The 19332-nt window shown below is 44.1% G+C and carries 18 protein-coding genes; 4 read left to right on the top strand and 14 right to left on the bottom strand.

The features are described 5' to 3' along the window. Positions 1 to 4: 4 nt before the first annotated feature. From sucA to sdhC, 5 genes are all read right to left on the bottom strand, one after another. Positions 5 to 2827, bottom strand: coding sequence for a 2-oxoglutarate dehydrogenase E1 component (sucA, locus tag AC0VYA_RS08975; RefSeq protein ID WP_011574619.1), 2823 nt, complete (start codon positions 2825 to 2827; stop codon positions 5 to 7). Positions 2828 to 3004: 177 nt separating this feature from the next. Then, entirely contained in the window at positions 3005 to 3715 is a 711-nt protein-coding gene (locus AC0VYA_RS08970; RefSeq protein WP_006993808.1) for a succinate dehydrogenase iron-sulfur subunit, read from the bottom strand. A gap of 14 nt (positions 3716 to 3729) precedes the next feature. Next, complete coding sequence (gene sdhA / locus AC0VYA_RS08965; protein ID WP_011574618.1) at positions 3730 to 5499, bottom strand: succinate dehydrogenase flavoprotein subunit; 1770 nt, start codon at positions 5497 to 5499, stop codon at positions 3730 to 3732. Then, entirely contained in the window at positions 5500 to 5847 is a 348-nt protein-coding gene (gene sdhD, locus AC0VYA_RS08960) for a succinate dehydrogenase, hydrophobic membrane anchor protein (protein ID WP_011574617.1), read from the bottom strand. Further along, the gene (gene sdhC, locus AC0VYA_RS08955) at positions 5841 to 6215 is read right to left on the bottom strand and encodes a succinate dehydrogenase, cytochrome b556 subunit (protein ID WP_033187562.1); all 375 of its coding nucleotides are present in this window, start codon (positions 6213 to 6215) and stop codon (positions 5841 to 5843) included. The genes sdhD and sdhC overlap by 7 nt, the downstream gene beginning before the upstream one ends. Positions 6216 to 6627: 412 nt before the next feature. On the opposite strand from sdhC, the gene gltA reads away from it, so the two are divergent. Continuing rightward, the gene (gltA, locus tag AC0VYA_RS08950; protein WP_473480080.1) at positions 6628 to 7908 is read left to right on the top strand and encodes a citrate synthase; all 1281 of its coding nucleotides are present in this window, start codon (positions 6628 to 6630) and stop codon (positions 7906 to 7908) included. Between the two features lie 92 nt (positions 7909 to 8000). Here gltA and AC0VYA_RS08945 read toward each other — a convergent pair whose 3' ends face one another. Both AC0VYA_RS08945 and AC0VYA_RS08940 read right to left on the bottom strand, forming a co-directional pair. Beyond that, on the bottom strand, positions 8001 to 9446 hold the full coding sequence (locus AC0VYA_RS08945; RefSeq protein WP_475490767.1) for a phosphohexomutase domain-containing protein: 1446 nt from the start codon (positions 9444 to 9446) through the stop codon (positions 8001 to 8003). A 28-nt stretch (positions 9447 to 9474) separates the two neighbouring features. Beyond that, positions 9475 to 10896 carry a mannose-1-phosphate guanylyltransferase/mannose-6-phosphate isomerase gene (locus AC0VYA_RS08940; RefSeq protein WP_475490766.1) on the bottom strand — a complete coding sequence of 474 codons (1422 nt, stop codon included), beginning with the start codon at positions 10894 to 10896 and terminating at the stop codon, positions 9475 to 9477. 284 nt (positions 10897 to 11180) lie between these two features. Here AC0VYA_RS08940 and tcdA point away from each other — a divergent pair, with 284 nt between their 5' ends. Next, positions 11181 to 11972 carry a tRNA cyclic N6-threonylcarbamoyladenosine(37) synthase TcdA gene (gene tcdA / locus AC0VYA_RS08935; RefSeq protein ID WP_475490765.1) on the top strand — a complete coding sequence of 264 codons (792 nt, stop codon included), beginning with the start codon at positions 11181 to 11183 and terminating at the stop codon, positions 11970 to 11972. Between the two features lie 24 nt (positions 11973 to 11996). Here the strand turns inward: tcdA and AC0VYA_RS08930 are convergent, their stop codons facing one another. Beyond that, the gene (locus tag AC0VYA_RS08930; RefSeq protein ID WP_475490764.1) at positions 11997 to 12734 is read right to left on the bottom strand and encodes a hypothetical protein; all 738 of its coding nucleotides are present in this window, start codon (positions 12732 to 12734) and stop codon (positions 11997 to 11999) included. A 124-nt stretch (positions 12735 to 12858) separates the two neighbouring features. Here AC0VYA_RS08930 and AC0VYA_RS08925 point away from each other — a divergent pair, with 124 nt between their 5' ends. Then, positions 12859 to 13800, top strand: coding sequence for a LysR family transcriptional regulator (locus tag AC0VYA_RS08925; RefSeq protein ID WP_475490763.1), 942 nt, complete (start codon positions 12859 to 12861; stop codon positions 13798 to 13800). A 23-nt stretch (positions 13801 to 13823) separates the two neighbouring features. After that, on the top strand, positions 13824 to 14237 hold the full coding sequence (locus AC0VYA_RS08920; protein WP_011574609.1) for a hypothetical protein: 414 nt from the start codon (positions 13824 to 13826) through the stop codon (positions 14235 to 14237). A 167-nt stretch (positions 14238 to 14404) separates the two neighbouring features. On the opposite strand, the gene AC0VYA_RS08915 is transcribed toward AC0VYA_RS08920, so the two are convergent. The 6 genes from AC0VYA_RS08915 to AC0VYA_RS08890 form a co-directional block, all read right to left on the bottom strand. Further along, entirely contained in the window at positions 14405 to 14905 is a 501-nt protein-coding gene (locus AC0VYA_RS08915) for a DUF2919 family protein (protein WP_475490762.1), read from the bottom strand. Positions 14906 to 14924: 19 nt separating this feature from the next. Continuing rightward, complete coding sequence (locus tag AC0VYA_RS08910) at positions 14925 to 15353, bottom strand: GNAT family N-acetyltransferase (protein ID WP_475490761.1); 429 nt, start codon at positions 15351 to 15353, stop codon at positions 14925 to 14927. A gap of 4 nt (positions 15354 to 15357) precedes the next feature. Beyond that, positions 15358 to 17136 carry a GGDEF domain-containing protein gene (locus AC0VYA_RS08905; RefSeq protein ID WP_475490760.1) on the bottom strand — a complete coding sequence of 593 codons (1779 nt, stop codon included), beginning with the start codon at positions 17134 to 17136 and terminating at the stop codon, positions 15358 to 15360. 158 nt (positions 17137 to 17294) lie between these two features. After that, a complete protein-coding gene (locus tag AC0VYA_RS08900) occupies positions 17295 to 18293 on the bottom strand; it encodes a D-cysteine desulfhydrase family protein (RefSeq protein ID WP_475490759.1) in 999 nt (332 codons plus the stop codon). A 57-nt stretch (positions 18294 to 18350) separates the two neighbouring features. Beyond that, entirely contained in the window at positions 18351 to 19115 is a 765-nt protein-coding gene (gene kdsB / locus AC0VYA_RS08895; protein WP_011574604.1) for a 3-deoxy-manno-octulosonate cytidylyltransferase, read from the bottom strand. A gap of 12 nt (positions 19116 to 19127) precedes the next feature. Beyond that, entirely contained in the window at positions 19128 to 19331 is a 204-nt protein-coding gene (locus AC0VYA_RS08890) for a Trm112 family protein (protein ID WP_006992455.1), read from the bottom strand. Between the last annotated feature and the right edge of the window lies 1 nt (position 19332).

Raw genomic sequence — 19332 nt, 5'->3', positions numbered from 1 at the left:
ATCCTTATTTAATAGTTAATGCATCATCAACCAACTCTTTTTGTTGCTGGTTGTGAACAGAAATATACCCTACCGCTGGTGACGCAGATGCGTTACGACCGGCATAGCTTAATTTTGCGCCGTTAGGAATAGCTGACCAAAAGTGGTGTTGACTACAATACCAAGCACCTTGGTTTTGTGGCTCTTCTTGACACCAAACCCAATCAGTAACGTGTTTGAACTTATTAACGATAGGCTCAATTTCAGCGTGCGGGAACGGATAGAGTTGCTCAATACGAATAATAGCAACATCATCCTGCTCACTCTTACGGCGCTGATCAAGTAAGTCATAATATACTTTGCCTGAACACATAACGACGCGCTTCACCTTCGAGGCATCCATTTCGTCAATTTCATCAATCACGTTTTGGAATACGCCAGTCGACAACTCCTCAAGAGAAGAAACGGCCAATGGATGACGTAACAATGATTTAGGTGACATAACAATGAGTGGCTTACGCATCGGGCGAATAGCCTGACGACGCAACATGTTGAAAACCTGAGCTGGCGTTGATGGTACGCACACCTGCCAGTTATGGTCAGCACACATTTGTAAGAAACGCTCTAAACGTGCCGAGCTATGCTCTGGGCCTTGACCTTCGTAACCATGAGGAAGCAGCATAGTAAGACCACATAGTCGGCCCCATTTGGCTTCACCTGAACTTAGGAATTGGTCAATAACCACCTGAGCACCGTTGGCGAAATCACCAAATTGAGCTTCCCAAATGGTCAGTGTACCTGGTTCTGCCGTGGCATACCCGAATTCAAAGGCCAGCACAGCCGCTTCTGATAATACAGAATCGTATATTTCCATGGTCCCCTGTTCTGGGTGTAAATGCGCAAGTGGCATATACGCTTCGCCATCACCTTGACCATGCAATACAGCATGACGGTGGAAGAAGGTACCACGACCAGAATCTTGACCTGTCATACGTATGTTTGAGCCACGGTCAACGATAGAGGCGTAAGCTAGATTTTCGGCCATTCCCCAGTCAAGTAATTTTTCACCAGCAACCATAGCGCGACGGTCTTGATATAGCTTGGCTACGCGAGATTGTAACTTGTGGTCTTCTGGATAAGTACATAACTTATCGCCGAGATCTTTAAGCTTCTCTACACTGATTTGCCCCTCATAAGGTGCAGTCCAGTCGTGGCCAAGATACGGAGTCCAATCCACTGAATGCTCAGTCATTGGGCGCCACTCTTCTACCACACAAGCACCGTGATCAAGTGCTGCGCGATAATCAGATACTAGCTTGTCTATTTCATGAGATTCAATAGAGCCTTCGGCTAGCAATTGCTCTGCATAAAGCTGACGAGGAACAGCATGCTTTTTAATCTTCTTGTACATCAACGGCTGAGTCGCACTCGGCTCATCGGCTTCGTTGTGTCCGTGACGGCGGTAACAGACTAAATCAATTACCACGTCTCGTTTAAATTTATTACGATAATCAAGGGCTAGCTTAGTCACAAACATAACGGCTTCAGGATCATCTGAATTTACGTGGAAGATAGGCGCCTGTACCATTTTAGCAATATCAGTACAGTATTGAGTTGAACGCGTATCTTCCGTATTGGATGTGGTGAAACCAACTTGGTTGTTGATAACGATGCGAACCGTACCGCCCACTTTGAAACCACGTGTTTGAGACATGTTAAATGTTTCTTGCACTACACCCTGACCAGCAATAGCGGAATCACCATGAATCGTAATCGGTAATACCACAGAGCCATCTTCACAATTTCTGCGATCTAGGCGCGCGCGCACCGAGCCGATAACCACTGGATTAACAATTTCTAGGTGAGACGGGTTGAAAGCAAGTGCTAAATGCACGTTGCCGCCTGGGGTAGCGTAATCTGACGAGTAGCCAGCATGGTATTTAACATCGCCAGCACCTAAAGTGTTGTCGTGTTTACCAGAGAATTCATCAAATAAAACCGACGGATTTTTGCCTAATACGTTAACAAGAACGTTAATACGTCCTCGGTGAGCCATACCGACAACCACTTCTTTCGTGCCACATTCGCCAGCATGACTAATCAAGCCTTTGAGCATAGGCACCAATGCATCACCGCCTTCAAGAGAGAAACGTTTAGCCCCTGGGAATTTAGCCCCTAGGTATTTCTCCATGCCATCAGCAGAAATTAGACCTTTAAGAATGGCGACCTTCTCATCTCGAGAAATTTCGGGTTTAGCTTGTACAGATTCAATTCTATCTTGTAACCAGCGCTTTTGTTCTGTATCGGTAATGTGCATGTACTCAGTACCAATAGAACCACAATAAGTACGGTTAAGTGACTTGAACAAATCACCTAATTTCATACTGTCTTGGCCTATGGCGTAAGAGCCGACATTATATACAGTGTCGAAATCTTTTTCTGATAACGAGTGATGCGACAATTCCAGGTCGCGAACTCTGGGTTGTTTCCAAAGTTCTAATGGATCAAGATTTGCGTGCTGGTGACCGCGAAAACGGTATGCATTAATAAGCTGTAAAACTTTAACTTGTTTCTCATCGCTGGCATGAGATGTACCAGTAGAAACAGTCCCTGCTCGAGCAACAGGACCCAGTGCAGCTAATGCTCGAAATTGGTCACGAATTTCACTGTGCTTAGTCTCAAGTTCAGCTCCTTCGACCTTAGGTAATTTGTCGAAAATAGCACGCCATTCGTCAGATACGCTTTTCGCGTCTTCAAGATATGCTTCGTATAGTTCTTCTACATAAGCAGCGTTGCCACCAGCCATGTGAGAAGAATCCCACCATGCTTTCATCACGCTTTGTTGCATTGTTGTCCCTTGAATTTTATTAAGACTCACAATTAAATGTGCAGATGCACACGACCTTTTAAAGGTTTGCTGATGCTCACCTTAACTTACAGTTTGTAAACTAAAAAAATAGCCACCCGATTTGGGATGGCTATTTAGACATTATCATTCTGCAGAGATAACTTACAGAATTAAAAACTAAACAGCCCGCTGTAACAGCATGGACTTGATGTGTCCGATTGCTTTGGTCGGGTTTAACCCTTTCGGACAAACGCTAACGCAGTTCATAATCCCATGACAACGGAACACACTAAATGCGTCATCTAGATCGCCCAAGCGTTGTTCGGTCGCGGTATCACGGCTATCAGCCAAGAAGCGGTAAGCGTGCAATAAGCCCGCAGGACCGATGAACTTGTCAGGGTTCCACCAAAATGAAGGACAAGAGGTTGAACAGCAAGCACATAAGATACACTCGTACAAACCATCTAACTTCTCGCGCTCTTCAGGTGATTGTAAAAACTCACGTGCTGGCGGTTGATTGTTGTCGTTAATCAAGAACGGCTTGATTTTTTCGTACTGGGTATAGAACTGAGTCATATCAACGACTAAGTCACGTACCACAGGTAAACCAGGCAAAGGGCGAACAACTATTTTCTTGCTACCAAGGGCAGACAAAGGCGTGATGCACGCCAAACCGTTTTTACCGTTCATGTTTACACCGTCAGAGCCACAAACACCTTCACGGCATGAGCGACGGAATGACAACGTTGGATCTTGTTCTTTCAACGCGATAAGTGCATCAAGCACCATCATGTCTTGACCTTCTTCAACCTCAAGTTTGTAGTCTTGCATACGAGGAGCATTGTCTACATCTGGGTTATAGCGATAAACAGAAAATGATAATTGCATATGCTTAACTCCTCTTAGTAAGTTCTAGCTTTCGGTGGGAAAGCTTCACGTAGTTTAGGTGTCATGTTTACGTCACGTTTTAACATTTTGTCACCTTCAGGCAAGTAAACAGAGTGACACAACCAATTGTCGTCATCACGGTCAGGGAAATCGAAACGACTGTGCGCGCCACGGCTTTCTGTACGGAAATTAGCGGCTACAGCTGTGCTGTATGCGGTTTCCATCAAGTTGTCTAGTTCAAGACACTCGATACGCGCTGTGTTGAAATCGCTGCTCTTGTCATCAAGACGAGCTGATTTCAAACGCTCACGAATTTCGCCGAGCTCTTTAAGACCTTCAGCCATTGCATCGCCTTCACGGAACACCGAGAAGTTAAGCTGCATGCATTTTTGTAAGTCTTTCTTAATCTGTACAGGGTCTTCACCTTTACCAGATTCTGAGTTTTCCCAGCGATTAAAGCGCACGAGTGCAGCGTCGATGTCATCTGAAGACGCTTCGCGGCTTTCAATTTCGTCGATAGCTTTACCAAGGTGTAGTCCAGTCGCACGACCAAATACCACCAAATCAAGTAACGAGTTACCGCCAAGACGGTTTGCACCGTGTACAGATACACATGCAATTTCACCACAAGCGAATAAACCTTGAATTGGCTTTTCGTTGCCTTGTGCATCAATGCTTAACGCTTGACCGTTCACGTTGGTTGGAATCCCCCCCATCATGTAATGACAGGTAGGGATCACTGGAATAGGTTCTTTTACAGGGTCAACGTGGGCAAACGTACGTGACAATTCAAGAATACCAGGCAAACGAGACTCAAGTACGTCTTTACCTAGATGATCAAGTTTTAACTTGAGGTGCGTACCCCAAGGGCCTTCACAGCCACGGCCTTCGCGTATTTCAGTCATCATCGAGCGGGCAACAACGTCACGACCGGCCAAATCTTTTGCATTTGGCGCATAACGCTCCATGAAGCGCTCGCCATCTTTGTTAAGTAGGTAACCGCCTTCACCGCGACACCCTTCAGTTACCAGTGTTCCTGCACCAGCGATACCCGTAGGATGGAACTGCCACATTTCCATGTCTTGCATAGGTACACCAGCGCGGATAGCCATACCAACACCGTCACCCGTGTTAATGTGGGCATTGGTAGTAGAAGCGAATATACGCCCTGCTCCACCGGTTGCTAACACAACCGCTTTTGATTTAAAGAAAACCACTTCACCGCTTTCGATATCAATTGCGGTACATCCAACAACGTCACCATCTTGGTTTTTAACTAAATCAAGGGCATACCATTCACTGAACACTTTGGTTTTGTTTTTTACGTTTTGTTGATACAACAAATGCAAAAGCGCATGGCCAGTTCGGTCAGCTGCGGCTGCAGTGCGTGCACCCTGTTCGCCACCAAAGTTCTGAGATTGACCGCCGAAAGGACGTTGGTAAATTTTACCGTTTTCGAAACGGGAAAAAGGCAAACCCATGTTTTCCATTTCGATAATGGCTTCAGGGCCTGTTTTACACATGTATTCAATGGCATCTTGATCGCCAATATAGTCTGACCCTTTTACGGTGTCGTACATGTGCCATTCCCAGTTATCTTCGTGGGAGTTACCCAGTGCTACCGTAATACCACCTTGGGCAGATACTGTGTGTGAACGTGTTGGAAATACTTTAGATAGTAATGCGCAAGATTTTCCTGATTCAGAAATCTGCAATGCTGCGCGCATGCCTGCACCACCGGCACCAATTACTACCGCATCGAACTCGTGAACTGGAATACTCATTTATAGACCCCACAAAACAAATAAACCTACAGCAACATAGACAAACGCCACTAGGTTAATAAAAAATTGCACAACAGCGCGAAGGGCTGTTGATTTGACGTAATCGGTTAGCACTTGCCAAAAACCAATTCTAATGTGCAGCATCACAGACACTAACGCTGCAAAAGTGAATACTTTCATGCCTAAAGAAGAAAACAACTCGTGCCAGATCTCATAGGTCACTGTTGGGGTGCTAAGGAAAAACCACAGCATGTATAAAGTAAACGCAGTCATGATGATGGCAGTGGCACGCACAGTAACGTAATCCTGAACGCCGTCACGCTTAAAGTTAGCTTGGTTAGTTAGCATAATAAAACTCCTACAACGACAGTCAGAACAATCCATAAACCGATAACGATTTTCGCACTAATATTCCCTGACTCAAGTTCTTCCCAGTAACCCATGTCCATCACTAAATGGCGCAGACCGCCAAGAATGTGGTAGGTGAGCGCTGAAATGGTACCGATAGCGATTATTTTACCGATAACTCCCGACATCTGCTCTTGCACAAATGCAAAACCGTCTGGAGAAGATACAGATTCCGCCCAAGCCCAGATCACAAACAACAACGCAAAAAACATTGCGACGCCGGTAATGCGATGAAGGATAGAAGTTATAGCTGCAGGGGGAAAACTGATTGTGTTTAATTGTAAATTAACTGGTCTCTGCTTTTTCACGTTTTGATGCCTGTTTTACCCGTAGGTTGTCTAGTCATTGTTTGGTAATGTGTTGCACCTTACCAATCGCTTAAAGATACATGTGTCCTACCGCCTAGATTGTTACCACATTGTAAACAAGTTGTTGCTTTTATTATTCATGTTAACAAGAGCTAGACGACAGGCACGAGTATATCCAGCGACGCCAATAAATACAATTGTTGTTCGTTATTAACGGTTTATAATCAAGCATAAATTATATGCATAATTAGAATGAATATTCAGGGTAGAATAAGGGTGAATAATTATTAAGCGAAAATGGTTTTAAATTGACTTATGGCGTCAACCTGAGTACAAATAGCGCCAATTTTTCCCGATAATCATCATAAAATGCGGTTTATCGCAAACAGAACATTTCTGAGGAGAGCAATACATGGCAGACAATAAAGCCACTTTGAAAGCAGGTGATGTAGAGGTCGAACTTCCGATTCTATCTGGTACTGCAGGGCATGATGTAATCGATGTACGTACGTTGGGAGCCAGCGGTTATTTCACTTTCGATCCGGGCTTTATGGCGACAGGCTCATGTGAGTCGTCAATCACATACATAGACGGCGCGAAAGGTATTTTGCTCCATCGCGGCTACTCAATTGAAGATTTAGCACGCGACGCTGACTACATTGAAGTATGTTACATGTTGTTACATGACAAGACGCCAACGACTGAAGAGTATCGCGAATTTAAAGACACCATCACGCGTCATACCTTGGTTCACGATCAGGTTAATAACTTCTTCCGTGGATTCCGCCGTGATGCCCACCCTATGGCGATGTTGTGCGGTACAGTTGGCGCAATGGCTTCGTTCTATCACGATGATTTAGACATTTCAGACGCAGATCAACGACTACGCAGTGCGTATCGTTTAGTCGCTAAAATGCCGACTTTGGTCGCCATGTGTTACAAGTACAATATTGGTCAACCATTTGTCTATCCACGTAACGATTTGTCATACGCTGAAAACTTCTTAAATATGATGTTCTCTGTACCGGCTGAAGATTACAAAATTAGCCCTGTGGTAGCTCGCGCAGTAGACAGAATCTTTACATTGCACGCAGACCATGAGCAAAACGCGTCTACGTCTACCGTACGTTTAGCGGGTTCATCTGGCGCTAATCCTTATGCATGTATTGCCGCTGGTGTTGCATCATTATGGGGCCCTGCTCACGGTGGTGCCAACGAAGCTTGCTTGAACATGTTGCAAGAAATTGGTTCAGTGGATCGCATTCCTGAATTTATCGACCGCGCGAAAGATAAGAACGATCCTTTCCGCTTAATGGGCTTTGGTCATCGTGTTTACAAAAACTTTGACCCTCGTGCAACCGTTATGCGTGAAAGCTGTCACGAAGTATTGGCTGAATTAAACATTGACGATCCGTTGTTGAATGTTGCCATGGAGCTAGAGCGTATTGCCCTTAGCGACCCATACTTCGCTGAGAAAAAATTGTTCCCGAACGTAGATTTTTACTCTGGCATTATTCTTAAGGCAATTGGTATTCCAACGAATATGTTTACCTGTATTTTTGCTTTAGCAAGAACGGTAGGTTGGGTATCTCACTGGCATGAAATGTTAAGCCAGCCAGGTCAGAAAATCGGCCGTCCTCGTCAACTATACACTGGCGAAGCACAACGTAAATACAACAAAATCGACAAATAATGTTGATAATTGAATAAAAAATAGCGCCAATTGGCGCTATTTTTTTATGTGGCTTTAGGCAATAACGTCGTCACTGCCTATTATTTTTAATGCTATTTCAATATGTCTAATAACTCTTTTGTTTTAGCTTGCATAAGTGGTATGTCACCTCGTGACTCCACATTAAGTCTTACAACGGGTTCCGTATTAGACTTACGCAGATTAAAACGCCATTTATCAAACTCTAAACCAATGCCATCGGTGTAATCCACTACAGTCGCTTTACTTTCGTAAGCCTGCAAAATTTTCGCGATAGATGCATCTGGATTTTCTAACGTAGAATTAATTTCACCTGATGATGGGAACGCAGCAATCCGTTGGGCGACCATTTCTGATAAAGGTTTATTTTGTAAACACAGTAGTTCAGCGACCAATAACCAAGGGATCATACCTGAGTCACAGTAAGCGAAATCACGGAAATAGTGATGAGCACTCATCTCTCCGCCATATACTGCATCGTCTGCACGCATACGCTCTTTGATAAATGCGTGGCCTGTTTTACTCTTAATCGGCACACCACCTGCATTTTTCACGATGTCTTCGGTATTCCAATACACCCGGGGATCATAAATAATTTTGGCCCCAGGGTCTTTTTCTAAAAAGGCTTGCGCTAACAAACCAACGATGTAATACCCTTCGACGAACTCACCTTTTTCATCGAATAAAAAACAACGGTCAAAGTCACCATCCCATGCTATTCCCATATTTGCCTTATTCTGGATAACTGCATTTGCAGTATCCGCGCGGCTCTCTGGTAACAAAGGATTAGGTATACCGTTTGGAAAATGTCCATCAGGTTGGTGATGAATTTTTATAAATTTGATGGGCACACCATTTTGTAAAAAGGCAGATTCTATTGCATCCAAGGCTTTACCTGCTGCCCCATTGCCCGCATTTACCACCAATTTAAGGGGTGAGAAATTATTAACGTTTACATAGCTTTGCATATGTTCAACATAAGCATCCATGATAGAGATGACGTTATATTGACCACTTGCTTGTAACTTTTCAGGCGCAACACTACATTTTCCCTGAATGAATTCATCGTCAGTAACAAACGCTGTTGAATATTGCTTAAGACCAGTCTCTACTTCGCTTTCACTGAAACTTTCAGCTAAGGCTTGTACTGCGAACAACCCAGTATCTCCGCTAACTGGACGTGAGCCCTCTTTTACAAGCTTCATTCCGTTATAATCTATGGGGTTGTGACTCGCTGTCACTTCTACGCCGCCATCAACACCAAGATGTTTGGTGGCAAAATAAATTTCCTCGGTGCCCGTCATGCCTAAATCGCTGACCGAGGCTCCGCCATCAATCAAGCCGGCAGACAATGCGAGCTTCAATGGCTCGGAAGTAAGACGCACGTCCCCCCCCACTACTACCGTTTTCGCACTAAAGTGCTGAGCAAACGCCCGTCCTATACGATAAGCAATGCGCTCGTCCAACTGTTCAATCAGCTTGCCGCGAATGTCGTAGGCTTTAAAACAGGTAATCTTCATTTCATCAAATCCTTGTCACTCATTATTCTTATTTAGACTCAACGCGACCATAGCGATCAGAAAAACGCACAATGTCGTCTTCGCCCAAGTAAGTACCTGATTGCACTTCAATAAGCTCTAAAGGAATTTTTCCTGGGTTTTCTAATGCGTGAATAACGCCAACCGGGATATAAGTTGATTGGTTTTCGCATAACAGTAAGGTTTCTTCACCGTTGGTGACTTTGGCCGTGCCTGCAACTACGATCCAGTGCTCTGCTCTGTGATGATGCATTTGCACGGAAAGCTTTTCTCCCGGTTTAACCGTAATACGCTTCACTTGAAAACGTTCACCGTTATCGATTGAGTCGTAGCTACCCCAAGGACGGAATACTTCACGGTGAAATTCAAACTCTGGTCGTTTTTCCGCTTTAAGTTTGTTCACTACATTTTTGATATTTTGTACTTTATCTTTGTGGGCAACCAAAACCGCATCTTTGGTCTCAACCACAACGACATCATCTAAGCCAACCACCGAAATAAGGCGCTGCTCAGCGTTAATATAACTGTTGTGAACGTCGTCTAATATCGCATCACCGATGATCACGTTTTGATTTTCATCTTTTTCTTTTGCTGTTTCCCATAAGGAAGACCAACTGCCCACATCGCTCCAACCTGCATCTAATGGCACAACAGCGGCTGAATCAGTCTTTTCCATTACAGCGTAATCGATAGAATCATCAGGGCATGTAGCAAATATATCTGCATCAACCCGCACGAATTCTAAATCTGGGGCTTCTGTCGCAATCGCACGTTTACAGATATCCAACATGTCGGGGGCGTACTTTTCGAGTTCTTCTAAATAACGGCTCGCTTTGAATAAAAACATACCGCTGTTCCAGAAATAGTTCCCTGAGTCTACATATTGCTGCGCCGTAGCCAAGTCAGGTTTCTCAACAAACTCAGCCACATCAAAGCCCACTTCAGCTTGCGCTACTTTTGCACCGCTACGAATATAGCCGTAACCTGTATGCGCGCTGTCTGGCACTATGCCGAATGTGACTAACTTACCCTGCTCTGCCAGCACTTCGGCTTGGGCAATGGCTTTATGAAACGCTTTGTTATCATTGATTAAATGATCCGCAGCAAGTACCAACAAGGTTGGGTCTTCACCGTTTAGTGAGGCATGTAAAGCAGCGAGCGCAATCGCAGGAGCGGTGTTGCGCCCCATAGGCTCTAATAAAATGCCACCGTGCTCTATGTTTTGCTGGCGTAACTGCTCTGCGACAAGAAAGCGATGAGAATCGTTACAAATGACGATAGGTTGTTCTGCTTGAGTCCCCTCTAAGCGTGCAACAGTATCTTGCAACATCGTCAAATTCGACGTTAAGCGTAAAAACTGCTTAGGCAATGCCGCACGAGATTTTGGCCATAAACGGCTTCCGCTACCACCGGCTAAAACGACTGGTTTCATTTCACTTTCCTTTTTAATTATCTTTACTATTTTACGGCTAATATTTTGTGCTGGAATACTATTAAAAGCCCGCGATTAATTCAATGTAGTGGGCGTTTATATGCTTAAAAAACCACGCTTTTTAACGTTTATTAAGCGTTGTACTCAGCAATTATCAAAATATCGGGCTAAGAACGAAGCTGACTACTTGCAAAAAGCGTACCTTACCCTGATATAATAACTATTAGATATTAAGGTACGATTACGTTTTTATACTCTCTGTCAATTAGCATGGGTCCAATAGCATGAGTCAATTTTCACAACGCTTCGGCGGCACGCAGCGTTTATACGGCATAAATGAAACAGACACTCTACGTGCATCCCATGTATGTATTGTTGGCATTGGTGGTGTCGGCTCTTGGGTAGCAGAAGCGTTAGCACGCAGCGCCATAGGCCATATCACGTTAATCGACCTGGATGACATTTGCGTTACCAACACCAATCGGCAAATTCACGCTTTGCAAAGTACTATTGGCGAGGCAAAAGTCCATGCCATGCGTGAGCGTATTTTACAAATTAATCCTGACTGTAAGGTCGATGTTATCGAGGATTTCGTTACCCCAGATAATGCCAAGGAACTCCTTAACAAACATATGGACTACGTAGTCGAGGCCACGGATAGCGTAAAAGCGAAAGCCGCAATGATTGCTCACTGCAAGCGCAATAAAATCCCTATCATCACAATAGGTGGAGCCGGTGGTCAAATTGATCCTACGCAAATAGCGGTAGCTGACCTGGCTAAAACCATTCAAGACCCATTAGCCGCTAAGCTGCGCTACGTATTGCGAAAAGAATACGGTTTTACTACCAATTCAAAACGGCGTTTTGCCATCGATTGCGTCTTCTCTACCGAACAGCTGCGTTATCCTCAGGAGGATGGCTCCGTTTGCCAAACAAAAAACTTAACCGATGGCAGCGTCAAACTTGACTGCAATAATGGTTTTGGTGCATCAGTAGCAGTCACGGCTTCATTTGGCTTTGTTGCAGCGGCCCGAGTGATGAAAAAAATCCTAGATAAAGCGAGTCAGACCGTCTAGCGCTCCTTCTACCGCGCAAAAATTTTATATATTTGCTCTATATTTCTTATAGTCAAGGTACCCACTTATCAATAACCAAACTGAAATGGCGGATAGTAAAAATATCGTATTTTCAGCAAGTTGCAGTACCTCCTCACTGAGAACAGATGTGGCAAAAATCAATAGCAAGTAATAAGGTAAATTCAGTAAGCCTGCAAACCAAACCACGTTGAACGATCTATTTTGCTCACCTTGTTTGAACATGTAAAAAGCTAACGAATTAATATGGATCATAGCAATCAATAAGTATTTGATGGAAAGCCCTTCGGTTGCTTTGTCATCTTCATGTTGGACGCCCGACGTGGCTTCAGACTTACTGTGATCAGGTACTTGAATAGTGCCATGATATACGCCGTCTGTTTCTGGGCTCTTTTTTTCAGTATTGGGTTTCGCGAGTCGATGTCCAAGACAGTAATTAATGCATGACCCCAGTGTTGCCGCGACGACCATACACAAAGTCAAATACACTATATCCTGCCACTGCGGCTTGGCTAACACCACGAGCAGCACCGCGAAAAACTGGCCAGGAAAATAGAACCCCACATACACTATCGACTCAGCCAAAATAATAATCAGAATCAACGCGTATAAGTATCCAGCAAAAGCGACTTTGAGCTCTTCAAGTATCGTTATGCCAGAGGGAACAATGTCTAGATGGATGAGTAACGAAAAAACACCGATCGAAAGTAAAGCAGAAAGCGGTAACAAAGAGTGATAGCGCATAAGATTGCAGTTGAGTAAATAATGAGTAATTTACGCTAAATCAGAGATTTGAGATCAACTTAAGTTGTTTTTGAAAGCAACAGCCCCTAGCATAGCCCTATCCTTTCGATAAAATAGAAACCTAATGTATCGTGCAAAAACGACTCTAGAGCAATGGCGAATACTGCAAGCCGTTGTCGATCACGGTGGTTATGCTCACGCGGCGGCTCATTTAAATAAAAGCCAGTCGTCCTTGAATCATGCGGTTGCTAAGCTTCAAGACCAACTTGATGTAAAGCTGCTTGAGGTTAAAGGGCGAAAAGCATTCCTCACCGAAGCCGGTGAAGTCATGCTGCGTCGCTCTCGCCATCTAACGCAGAACGTGCAAGATTTAGAAGAATTAGCCGCGAACATCAACCAAGATTGGGAGCCCGAAATTACCATTGCTGTTGACTTAGCCTACCCAAAGAAGCTCCTTTATCCGGCATTGAAAACATTTTATCCTGAAAGCCGAGGCAGCCGGTTACGCATTATCGAAACAGTATTAACCGGTACAGAGGAAGCGATTACCGAGGGCTGGGCTGACATAGTGATATCCCCACTAATGCCCAGAGGTTTTTTAGGTGAGCCGATTGCGGAATGTTCATTACATCCCGTTTGTCACCCCGAACATCAACTTGCAGCACTAGATGGCCCCGTCGAATTAAATGACTTACAGCAACACCTTCAACTCGTCATTAAAGATACATCCAACACCCCAAGCGAAAAACAAGGCTGGTTAAAATCAGAACAGCGTTGGACAGTCAGCACCTTTGAAACGGCAATTGATTTATTGTTGCAAAATATTGGCTTTTGCTGGCTACCAGATTTTATCATCGAAGATTTAATTGCTTCGAATTCGCTTCACCGTTTGCCCATAAAAGGCAGTAGCTTACGCCCGCTGATTTGTTACGTGGTTAAACCTAAACCGGACTCTTGTGGGCCTGGCACACATTTGCTTTATCAAACACTGATTCAACAAAGCACCTTTAATAGCTTTTACAATAGCTCGCTCAGTGACTCGTACACTAACTCGTATAAAGAATAATAACGTCAATATTGGAGACCAAGATGCAAATGACCCAAGAAGAACTCACCCAACTTATGATAGATAGCGCGCAAAATGCTATTGAAACGACCGAGCAAGAGTTCGGCATCATCTTAGATGAAACAGAACAAAGTCTTTCTTTAGTAGATGATGTTATTTTGAGTTGGCTTGGCAAGTATGAATCCCAAGCGTTAGAAGATAACGCCGTATTCACTATTTGTAATATATACGGGGCTTATGTCGGCGAGTTATTTCGCCACAAAGTCGGCGGATTTTGGAAGTACGATGAATCCGATAAACGCGCACCCTATGTCGTGCTGGAATACGCTGGAAACACCTACGCATTCGCAGGGATCTGTTATCAACGCCTAGTCAATGACAGTCAGGTCAGCGTGAAAAACTATTTCGAGCAAGCGGTCGCCAATAACGTTCAGTAATGTGTTAATACACTGCTTCGGCGCCCTCCCCGCCGAAGCAGTTTAATCATTCAAATGAAAGGAAGAAAAGGAATAGAAGTGATAAAATCAAGTTTCTCGTTGGTTTACCTTTTCTCTGTCTAGGTATTTATTGAAGCGCAACCTGCGAGAGAATACTAATAGCTCGATTATCTTGATTGCTCTTTAGGACCCATTCCTTCTTCTGCCTTCATCCAGTCACGCGTCAACAAGGTTAAATGCAGATTTTTTTTGACCCAGTAGAGATAAATACAATCTAGCAATAGGGTTAACGCAATAAGCCACGAAAAGCCCCAGTTTTGTTTAGCGGCGATAAAAACGTGAAAGCCGATATCAACAAGCAAACTAAAGAGAATAAAGGGCTTGATTAAACGAAAGGAGAAACGTGCTCGGGTGTCCCATAACTTTGTGCGAAAACTAATCAGCAAAACAACCAGAAATCCAGGCAAAGCAATCAACAAACTAGAATAGAAATAGCTATTGTGCGGATAAAACAGCGCTAATAAGGCCCCGCTATCTTGACGAAATGTCAATGAAGCGACAAACACCCACATAGGGCGACAAATATAAAATAAACACCATAAAATAGATTTTGATGGCTTAACACGCCCAGCGTCGTCGTAATATTTTAAGGGTAACAGTAATCGCATAAATCGAACCGTTTACAGGTTAAAGTGTTTTAGCAAAGTGATGGCTGGAGATAACAAATCCTGAGCGTAAGTAAAACTTGTGGGCTTGAAAGCGCTGGACACCGGAGTCAAGATGGATTTGCGCGCAGTTCATTGTTTTAGCGTGCTCTTCTAACCAGTTAAGCATCGCAAACCCAATACCTTTGGAACGCGTATCTTCATCAGTGACTAAATCGTCAATGTACAAATGCTTACCCCAAGCAAGATTTTGGCTTATGCGAAAACCAGCAAGACCAGCGACGCCATTGCTGCATTTGGCTTGTAATAATTGGAATCCTTCGCCCTTTTGCACCTTAACTTGCTCAATAAACTGCGCTTTACTCAGATGTGGTCGAAGCTGACGCATAAGCGAAAAACACTCGCTTAACTGCGTTTTCGTAGTCATAAGGCTAAGTGTCATGTCTACCATAGGGCTATTCCTTTGGGGCAACAAAGGAATCACGCATATCTGACAGCACATCTTCAATGTCAGACAGTCCCTCGACGGATAAGTACACGCTCATTTGACTCTCAATGGACACCTTTTCTCCTACCGTTGCAATAAACTGGGTGTCCGCAAGTCCGTTTTGTACCCGCTCGAAGAACTCCCGCGCCAAAGACTCATTAATACTGCGTAAACAAACAACAAACTGCTCACTGCCAACCCGCCCGACAATGTCTTCTTCTCTTGTCACTTTATGTAAGCATTCTGAAACAGCAGTCAGCGCTCTTTCTTCAGCAATATGGCCGTACTTTTGTTTTACCGTTCGAGCATTACTAATATCGATAAGCGCGAGCGCATTGGTACGTCCATCTTGTGCTGTCGGTAAACGGCGCATGAGTGCAATCACCGCTCTTTCATTCAACAAACCGGTCAACGCATCAGTACTCACTCGCTTTATGTAGCGTTTTACCACAAAGAAATACACACCCGCTAACAGCATAATAAACGCTAAACTCAACAACACAATCGAGCGGTATTTTTGCGCCTCTTGCTGTTCCAGTTCGCTTTCTAATGAGGTGATTTGTCCGTGAAGGTTCGCTACACCTAATACGCGTCCCGAGTGTTGTTGATCCAATATTTGCTGATTACTCACCTCGGCGTAGTGCCTAAAGGTTCTTTGCGCCTGTATTAGATTACCGGTGTAGAAATACGCATGCGTCATGACCCAAAGGTAGTCTCTTTTTGCCAAGAATTTTTTATGCTCACTGCTGCTTAATGCTTCTTGTTCAGCTAAAAAGCTCTGCACACATTGTGCATCGTCATCGTGGATACACAGGGCAACCGCGTATAACTTCGCGTTACGATGAATGATTTTGCTACTCACTTTAGGTAGGTAGAAATTTAACTTTAGTAGGCTATTACGCAAATTCTCATACTCTTCTATTCGAAAGTAATAGCGACTCTCTGCGTAGTGTAACCAAGTATTCGTTAACGGCGTATTCACGCCCAAATTTGCCTTTCTAAATGTTTCGATGTTTTCTTTCGCCGCGACAAAATCTCCACTGGCCATATTAGCACTGATTGCGCTAATCAGCGTCGCTAATTGGTTGCTAGTTTCATAAACTTCAAGCCCCATGTGGTAAGACTTTAAATATTGTTCAGCGGCTAATTCGTTCTGCCCTATGCTGCCGTAAAGCAACCCAATATTATTATGGATATGAGCGATAGCGGCCACGTCGCCAATTTCTAAAAACTGTTCTAGCAACGCATACAATTTACCCAGCTTGACCGAGATGTCAGTGTTATGTTGGTTACATACAGTAATTAAACCTAATTGTGCGCTCAAATAAATATCAGAGAATCGGTCTCGAGCGAGCTCTTGTGCTTCAGCATAATAGTCACAGCGTTGGGGGTTTTCCTGTACATCAAGAATGAAACCGGCCTGATATACTGCCCCGGCATACAAAGCACTGCTTTGATTAACCGCTTCATCTTCAAGCAAGGCGTCCAAAATATCTTGTGCCTGACTGTATTGACCGACACAAATCAATGAATGGGACTTTATCAAACTCAGTCGATCTTTTTGCGCCTTGGCCAAATCATCGTTGGCTAAGTAACTATTCAAGGTTGGGGTAATGTTGCTTTTAGGACAATCATAAGTCGCTGCTTGCCCAGCAATAATGAATTTTTCTACTTCTTCACTATGATCCCCATAAGCGTAAGACGCACACAGCCAAAACAAGACGTTTATCGCCAACAACGCTTTCACAACATCACCATACTCTTATACTAAAGGAGGGGGTAAACCATAGTGTTTCAGAAAAATTTTATCCAGCATTAAATGCCCGCCACTGCACAGAAATCGTGCAATTGGGGGATAAACTTGCCTTAAGTCACGTTTAACCAAAAAAATCGTTGAAAAATCAATCAACTTGGTTGTAATGCATCGGCATATGCAAAGATAGCAGGCGCCCCACCAGTGTGCCAAAAAAGCACATTACTGTTTGAAGAAAAACGACCTTGACGGATCATGTCAATTAAACCGCCCATCGCCCGCCCAGTGTATACAGGGTCTAACAATATTCCTTCAAGTTGGGCGCACAAAGATATCGCTTCACGCTCTAAATTGCCCACCACGCCATATCCTTGGCCGATATAATCATCGATTAACTGCACGTCATCCACGGTACCATCGTAGTCAATCGAGAATGTTCGAGCGGTATCCTCGATCAGCGTTTGCAGCTGAGATTTAAAGGTATCTTTGCCTTGCTCATCTTTATCAATATTAATTCCAATAATATTACTGGCGGCATCACACAGCGCTTTTCCAAGCACTAATCCGCAATGGGTTGCTCCCGAGCTAGACGCGAAGACAATATCTGAAAATTCAATTACTTGACTACTAGCGTGACACTGCTGTTGTAGCTCTTTAAAGGCGTCGATAAACCCGGCTGAACCTATGGTATTAGAGCCCCCATACGGTACAACATAAGGTCTCTTACCTTGCTTTTGCAAAGTGCTGACAATATCAGGAATATCTTCACCTTTGCGCTTCTGACCAGCCCAATGTATACGTGCTCCAAATAGCTGGTCAAGAAGTAGGTTTCCGTTCGCGCTAATTGGGGCCTGCCCGCCCAAGACCAAATGGCATTCTACCCCCAAGGTAGCGGCTGCTGCGGCAGTCTGCCTGCAATGATTTGACTGAGCCGCACCTGCAGTAACGATACAATCACAGCCTTTGGCTAGCCCATCAGCTAATAAGTATTCGAGTTTACGGGTTTTGTTGCCCCCAAGCGCTAAACCGGTAAGGTCATCTCGCTTGATATAAATCTGCGGGCCACCAAGGTGAGCTGATAAACGGGCTAATTTATGAATGGGCGTAGGGAAAACGCCCAATTCTATTTTTTTAAGGGCGCTTAAGGGCATTTTGGCTCTCTACCATTGTGAATAAAATACACCAACACACGATACTGTGTTTGTGCGTTAAAATTTAAGGGAAGGGTCGGCGAGAATACGCTTCAAGTCTTCAGGAGTATCAATGCCTGCGGGCGGCGTTTTACGCGCGATATCAACATGAATTTTCTCACCGTGCCACAACACACGCAATTGCTCTAATGACTCGATTTGCTCTAATCCTGACGGTGACATGTTCACATATTGTTTTATAAAACCCGCACGATAGGCATAAATTCCCACATGGCGCAGGTAATAATCACCGATTTCATCAATGATATCTTCATCCAAAAAGCGCGCCCGATCATAAGGTATTGTTGCCCGCGTGAAATACATGGCATAACCTTGCTTGTCTAACACGACTTTGACGGCATTAGGATTAAATGCTTCTTCTACATCGACTATTTTAACCGCCAAAGTGGCCATTTCGGCTTGTTGATGATGATGTAGGTTTTCTGCCACTTGTTGAATGTTCTCAGCAGGAATAAACGGCTCATCACCTTGAACGTTAACCACAATTTCCTGAGACAGCATGTCCTGCATTTCCACCACTTCAGCCAATCTCTCAGTACCAGACTCATGATGAGCCCCAGTCATGCAATATTTTCCCCCAAAATCACTCACCGCTTTGGCGATGCGGGCATCGTCAGTGGCTACAATCACATTTGACGCACCTGATTCAATAGCGCGATCATATACATGTTGCACCATAGGCTTACCATTGATTTCGACTAGGGGTTTGCCCGGAAATCGAGTGGAGGCGTAACGTGCAGGAATGATAACGTTGAAGTTCATATGGCAACCTTACTATTTAATTTTTTCTAGTTCTTCGCTTGACAGCACCAGTGCTTCTGTTTCAAGCAAGACTGGGATATTTTGCTCGATTGGATAAGCTAAACGATCGAAACGACATACTAAGCGTTCATTACCATTGCTGTCTTTGTTTAAAATAAGCGTACCTTTGCACACAGGACAGGCTACGATTTCCAGTAGTTTTTTATCAAACGCCATC

The organism is Paraglaciecola sp. QJM3NY_14, assembly GCF_056173245.1.
This window is presented reverse-complemented; position numbering and strand designations above follow the sequence as displayed.

Excerpts from the sequence above, each read along its gene's own strand:
- sucA (WP_011574619.1), bottom strand. The coding sequence starts at position 2,827 with ATGCAACAAAGCGTGATGAAAGCATGGTGGGATTCTTCTCACATGGCT.
- AC0VYA_RS08970 (WP_006993808.1), bottom strand. The coding sequence starts at position 3,715 with ATGCAATTATCATTTTCTGTTTATCGCTATAACCCAGATGTAGACAAT.
- sdhA (WP_011574618.1), bottom strand. The coding sequence starts at position 5,499 with ATGAGTATTCCAGTTCACGAGTTCGATGCGGTAGTAATTGGTGCCGGT.
- sdhD (WP_011574617.1), bottom strand. The coding sequence starts at position 5,847 with ATGCTAACTAACCAAGCTAACTTTAAGCGTGACGGCGTTCAGGATTAC.
- gltA (WP_473480080.1), top strand. The coding sequence starts at position 6,628 with ATGGCAGACAATAAAGCCACTTTGAAAGCAGGTGATGTAGAGGTCGAA.
- AC0VYA_RS08945 (WP_475490767.1), bottom strand. The coding sequence starts at position 9,446 with ATGAAGATTACCTGTTTTAAAGCCTACGACATTCGCGGCAAGCTGATT.
- AC0VYA_RS08940 (WP_475490766.1), bottom strand. The coding sequence starts at position 10,896 with ATGAAACCAGTCGTTTTAGCCGGTGGTAGCGGAAGCCGTTTATGGCCA.
- tcdA (WP_475490765.1), top strand. The coding sequence starts at position 11,181 with ATGAGTCAATTTTCACAACGCTTCGGCGGCACGCAGCGTTTATACGGC.
- AC0VYA_RS08930 (WP_475490764.1), bottom strand. The coding sequence starts at position 12,734 with ATGCGCTATCACTCTTTGTTACCGCTTTCTGCTTTACTTTCGATCGGT.
- AC0VYA_RS08925 (WP_475490763.1), top strand. The coding sequence starts at position 12,859 with ATGTATCGTGCAAAAACGACTCTAGAGCAATGGCGAATACTGCAAGCC.
- AC0VYA_RS08920 (WP_011574609.1), top strand. The coding sequence starts at position 13,824 with ATGCAAATGACCCAAGAAGAACTCACCCAACTTATGATAGATAGCGCG.
- AC0VYA_RS08915 (WP_475490762.1), bottom strand. The coding sequence starts at position 14,905 with ATGCGATTACTGTTACCCTTAAAATATTACGACGACGCTGGGCGTGTT.
- AC0VYA_RS08910 (WP_475490761.1), bottom strand. The coding sequence starts at position 15,353 with ATGGTAGACATGACACTTAGCCTTATGACTACGAAAACGCAGTTAAGC.
- AC0VYA_RS08900 (WP_475490759.1), bottom strand. The coding sequence starts at position 18,293 with ATGCCCTTAAGCGCCCTTAAAAAAATAGAATTGGGCGTTTTCCCTACG.
- kdsB (WP_011574604.1), bottom strand. The coding sequence starts at position 19,115 with ATGAACTTCAACGTTATCATTCCTGCACGTTACGCCTCCACTCGATTT.
- AC0VYA_RS08890 (WP_006992455.1), bottom strand. The coding sequence starts at position 19,331 with ATGGCGTTTGATAAAAAACTACTGGAAATCGTAGCCTGTCCTGTGTGC.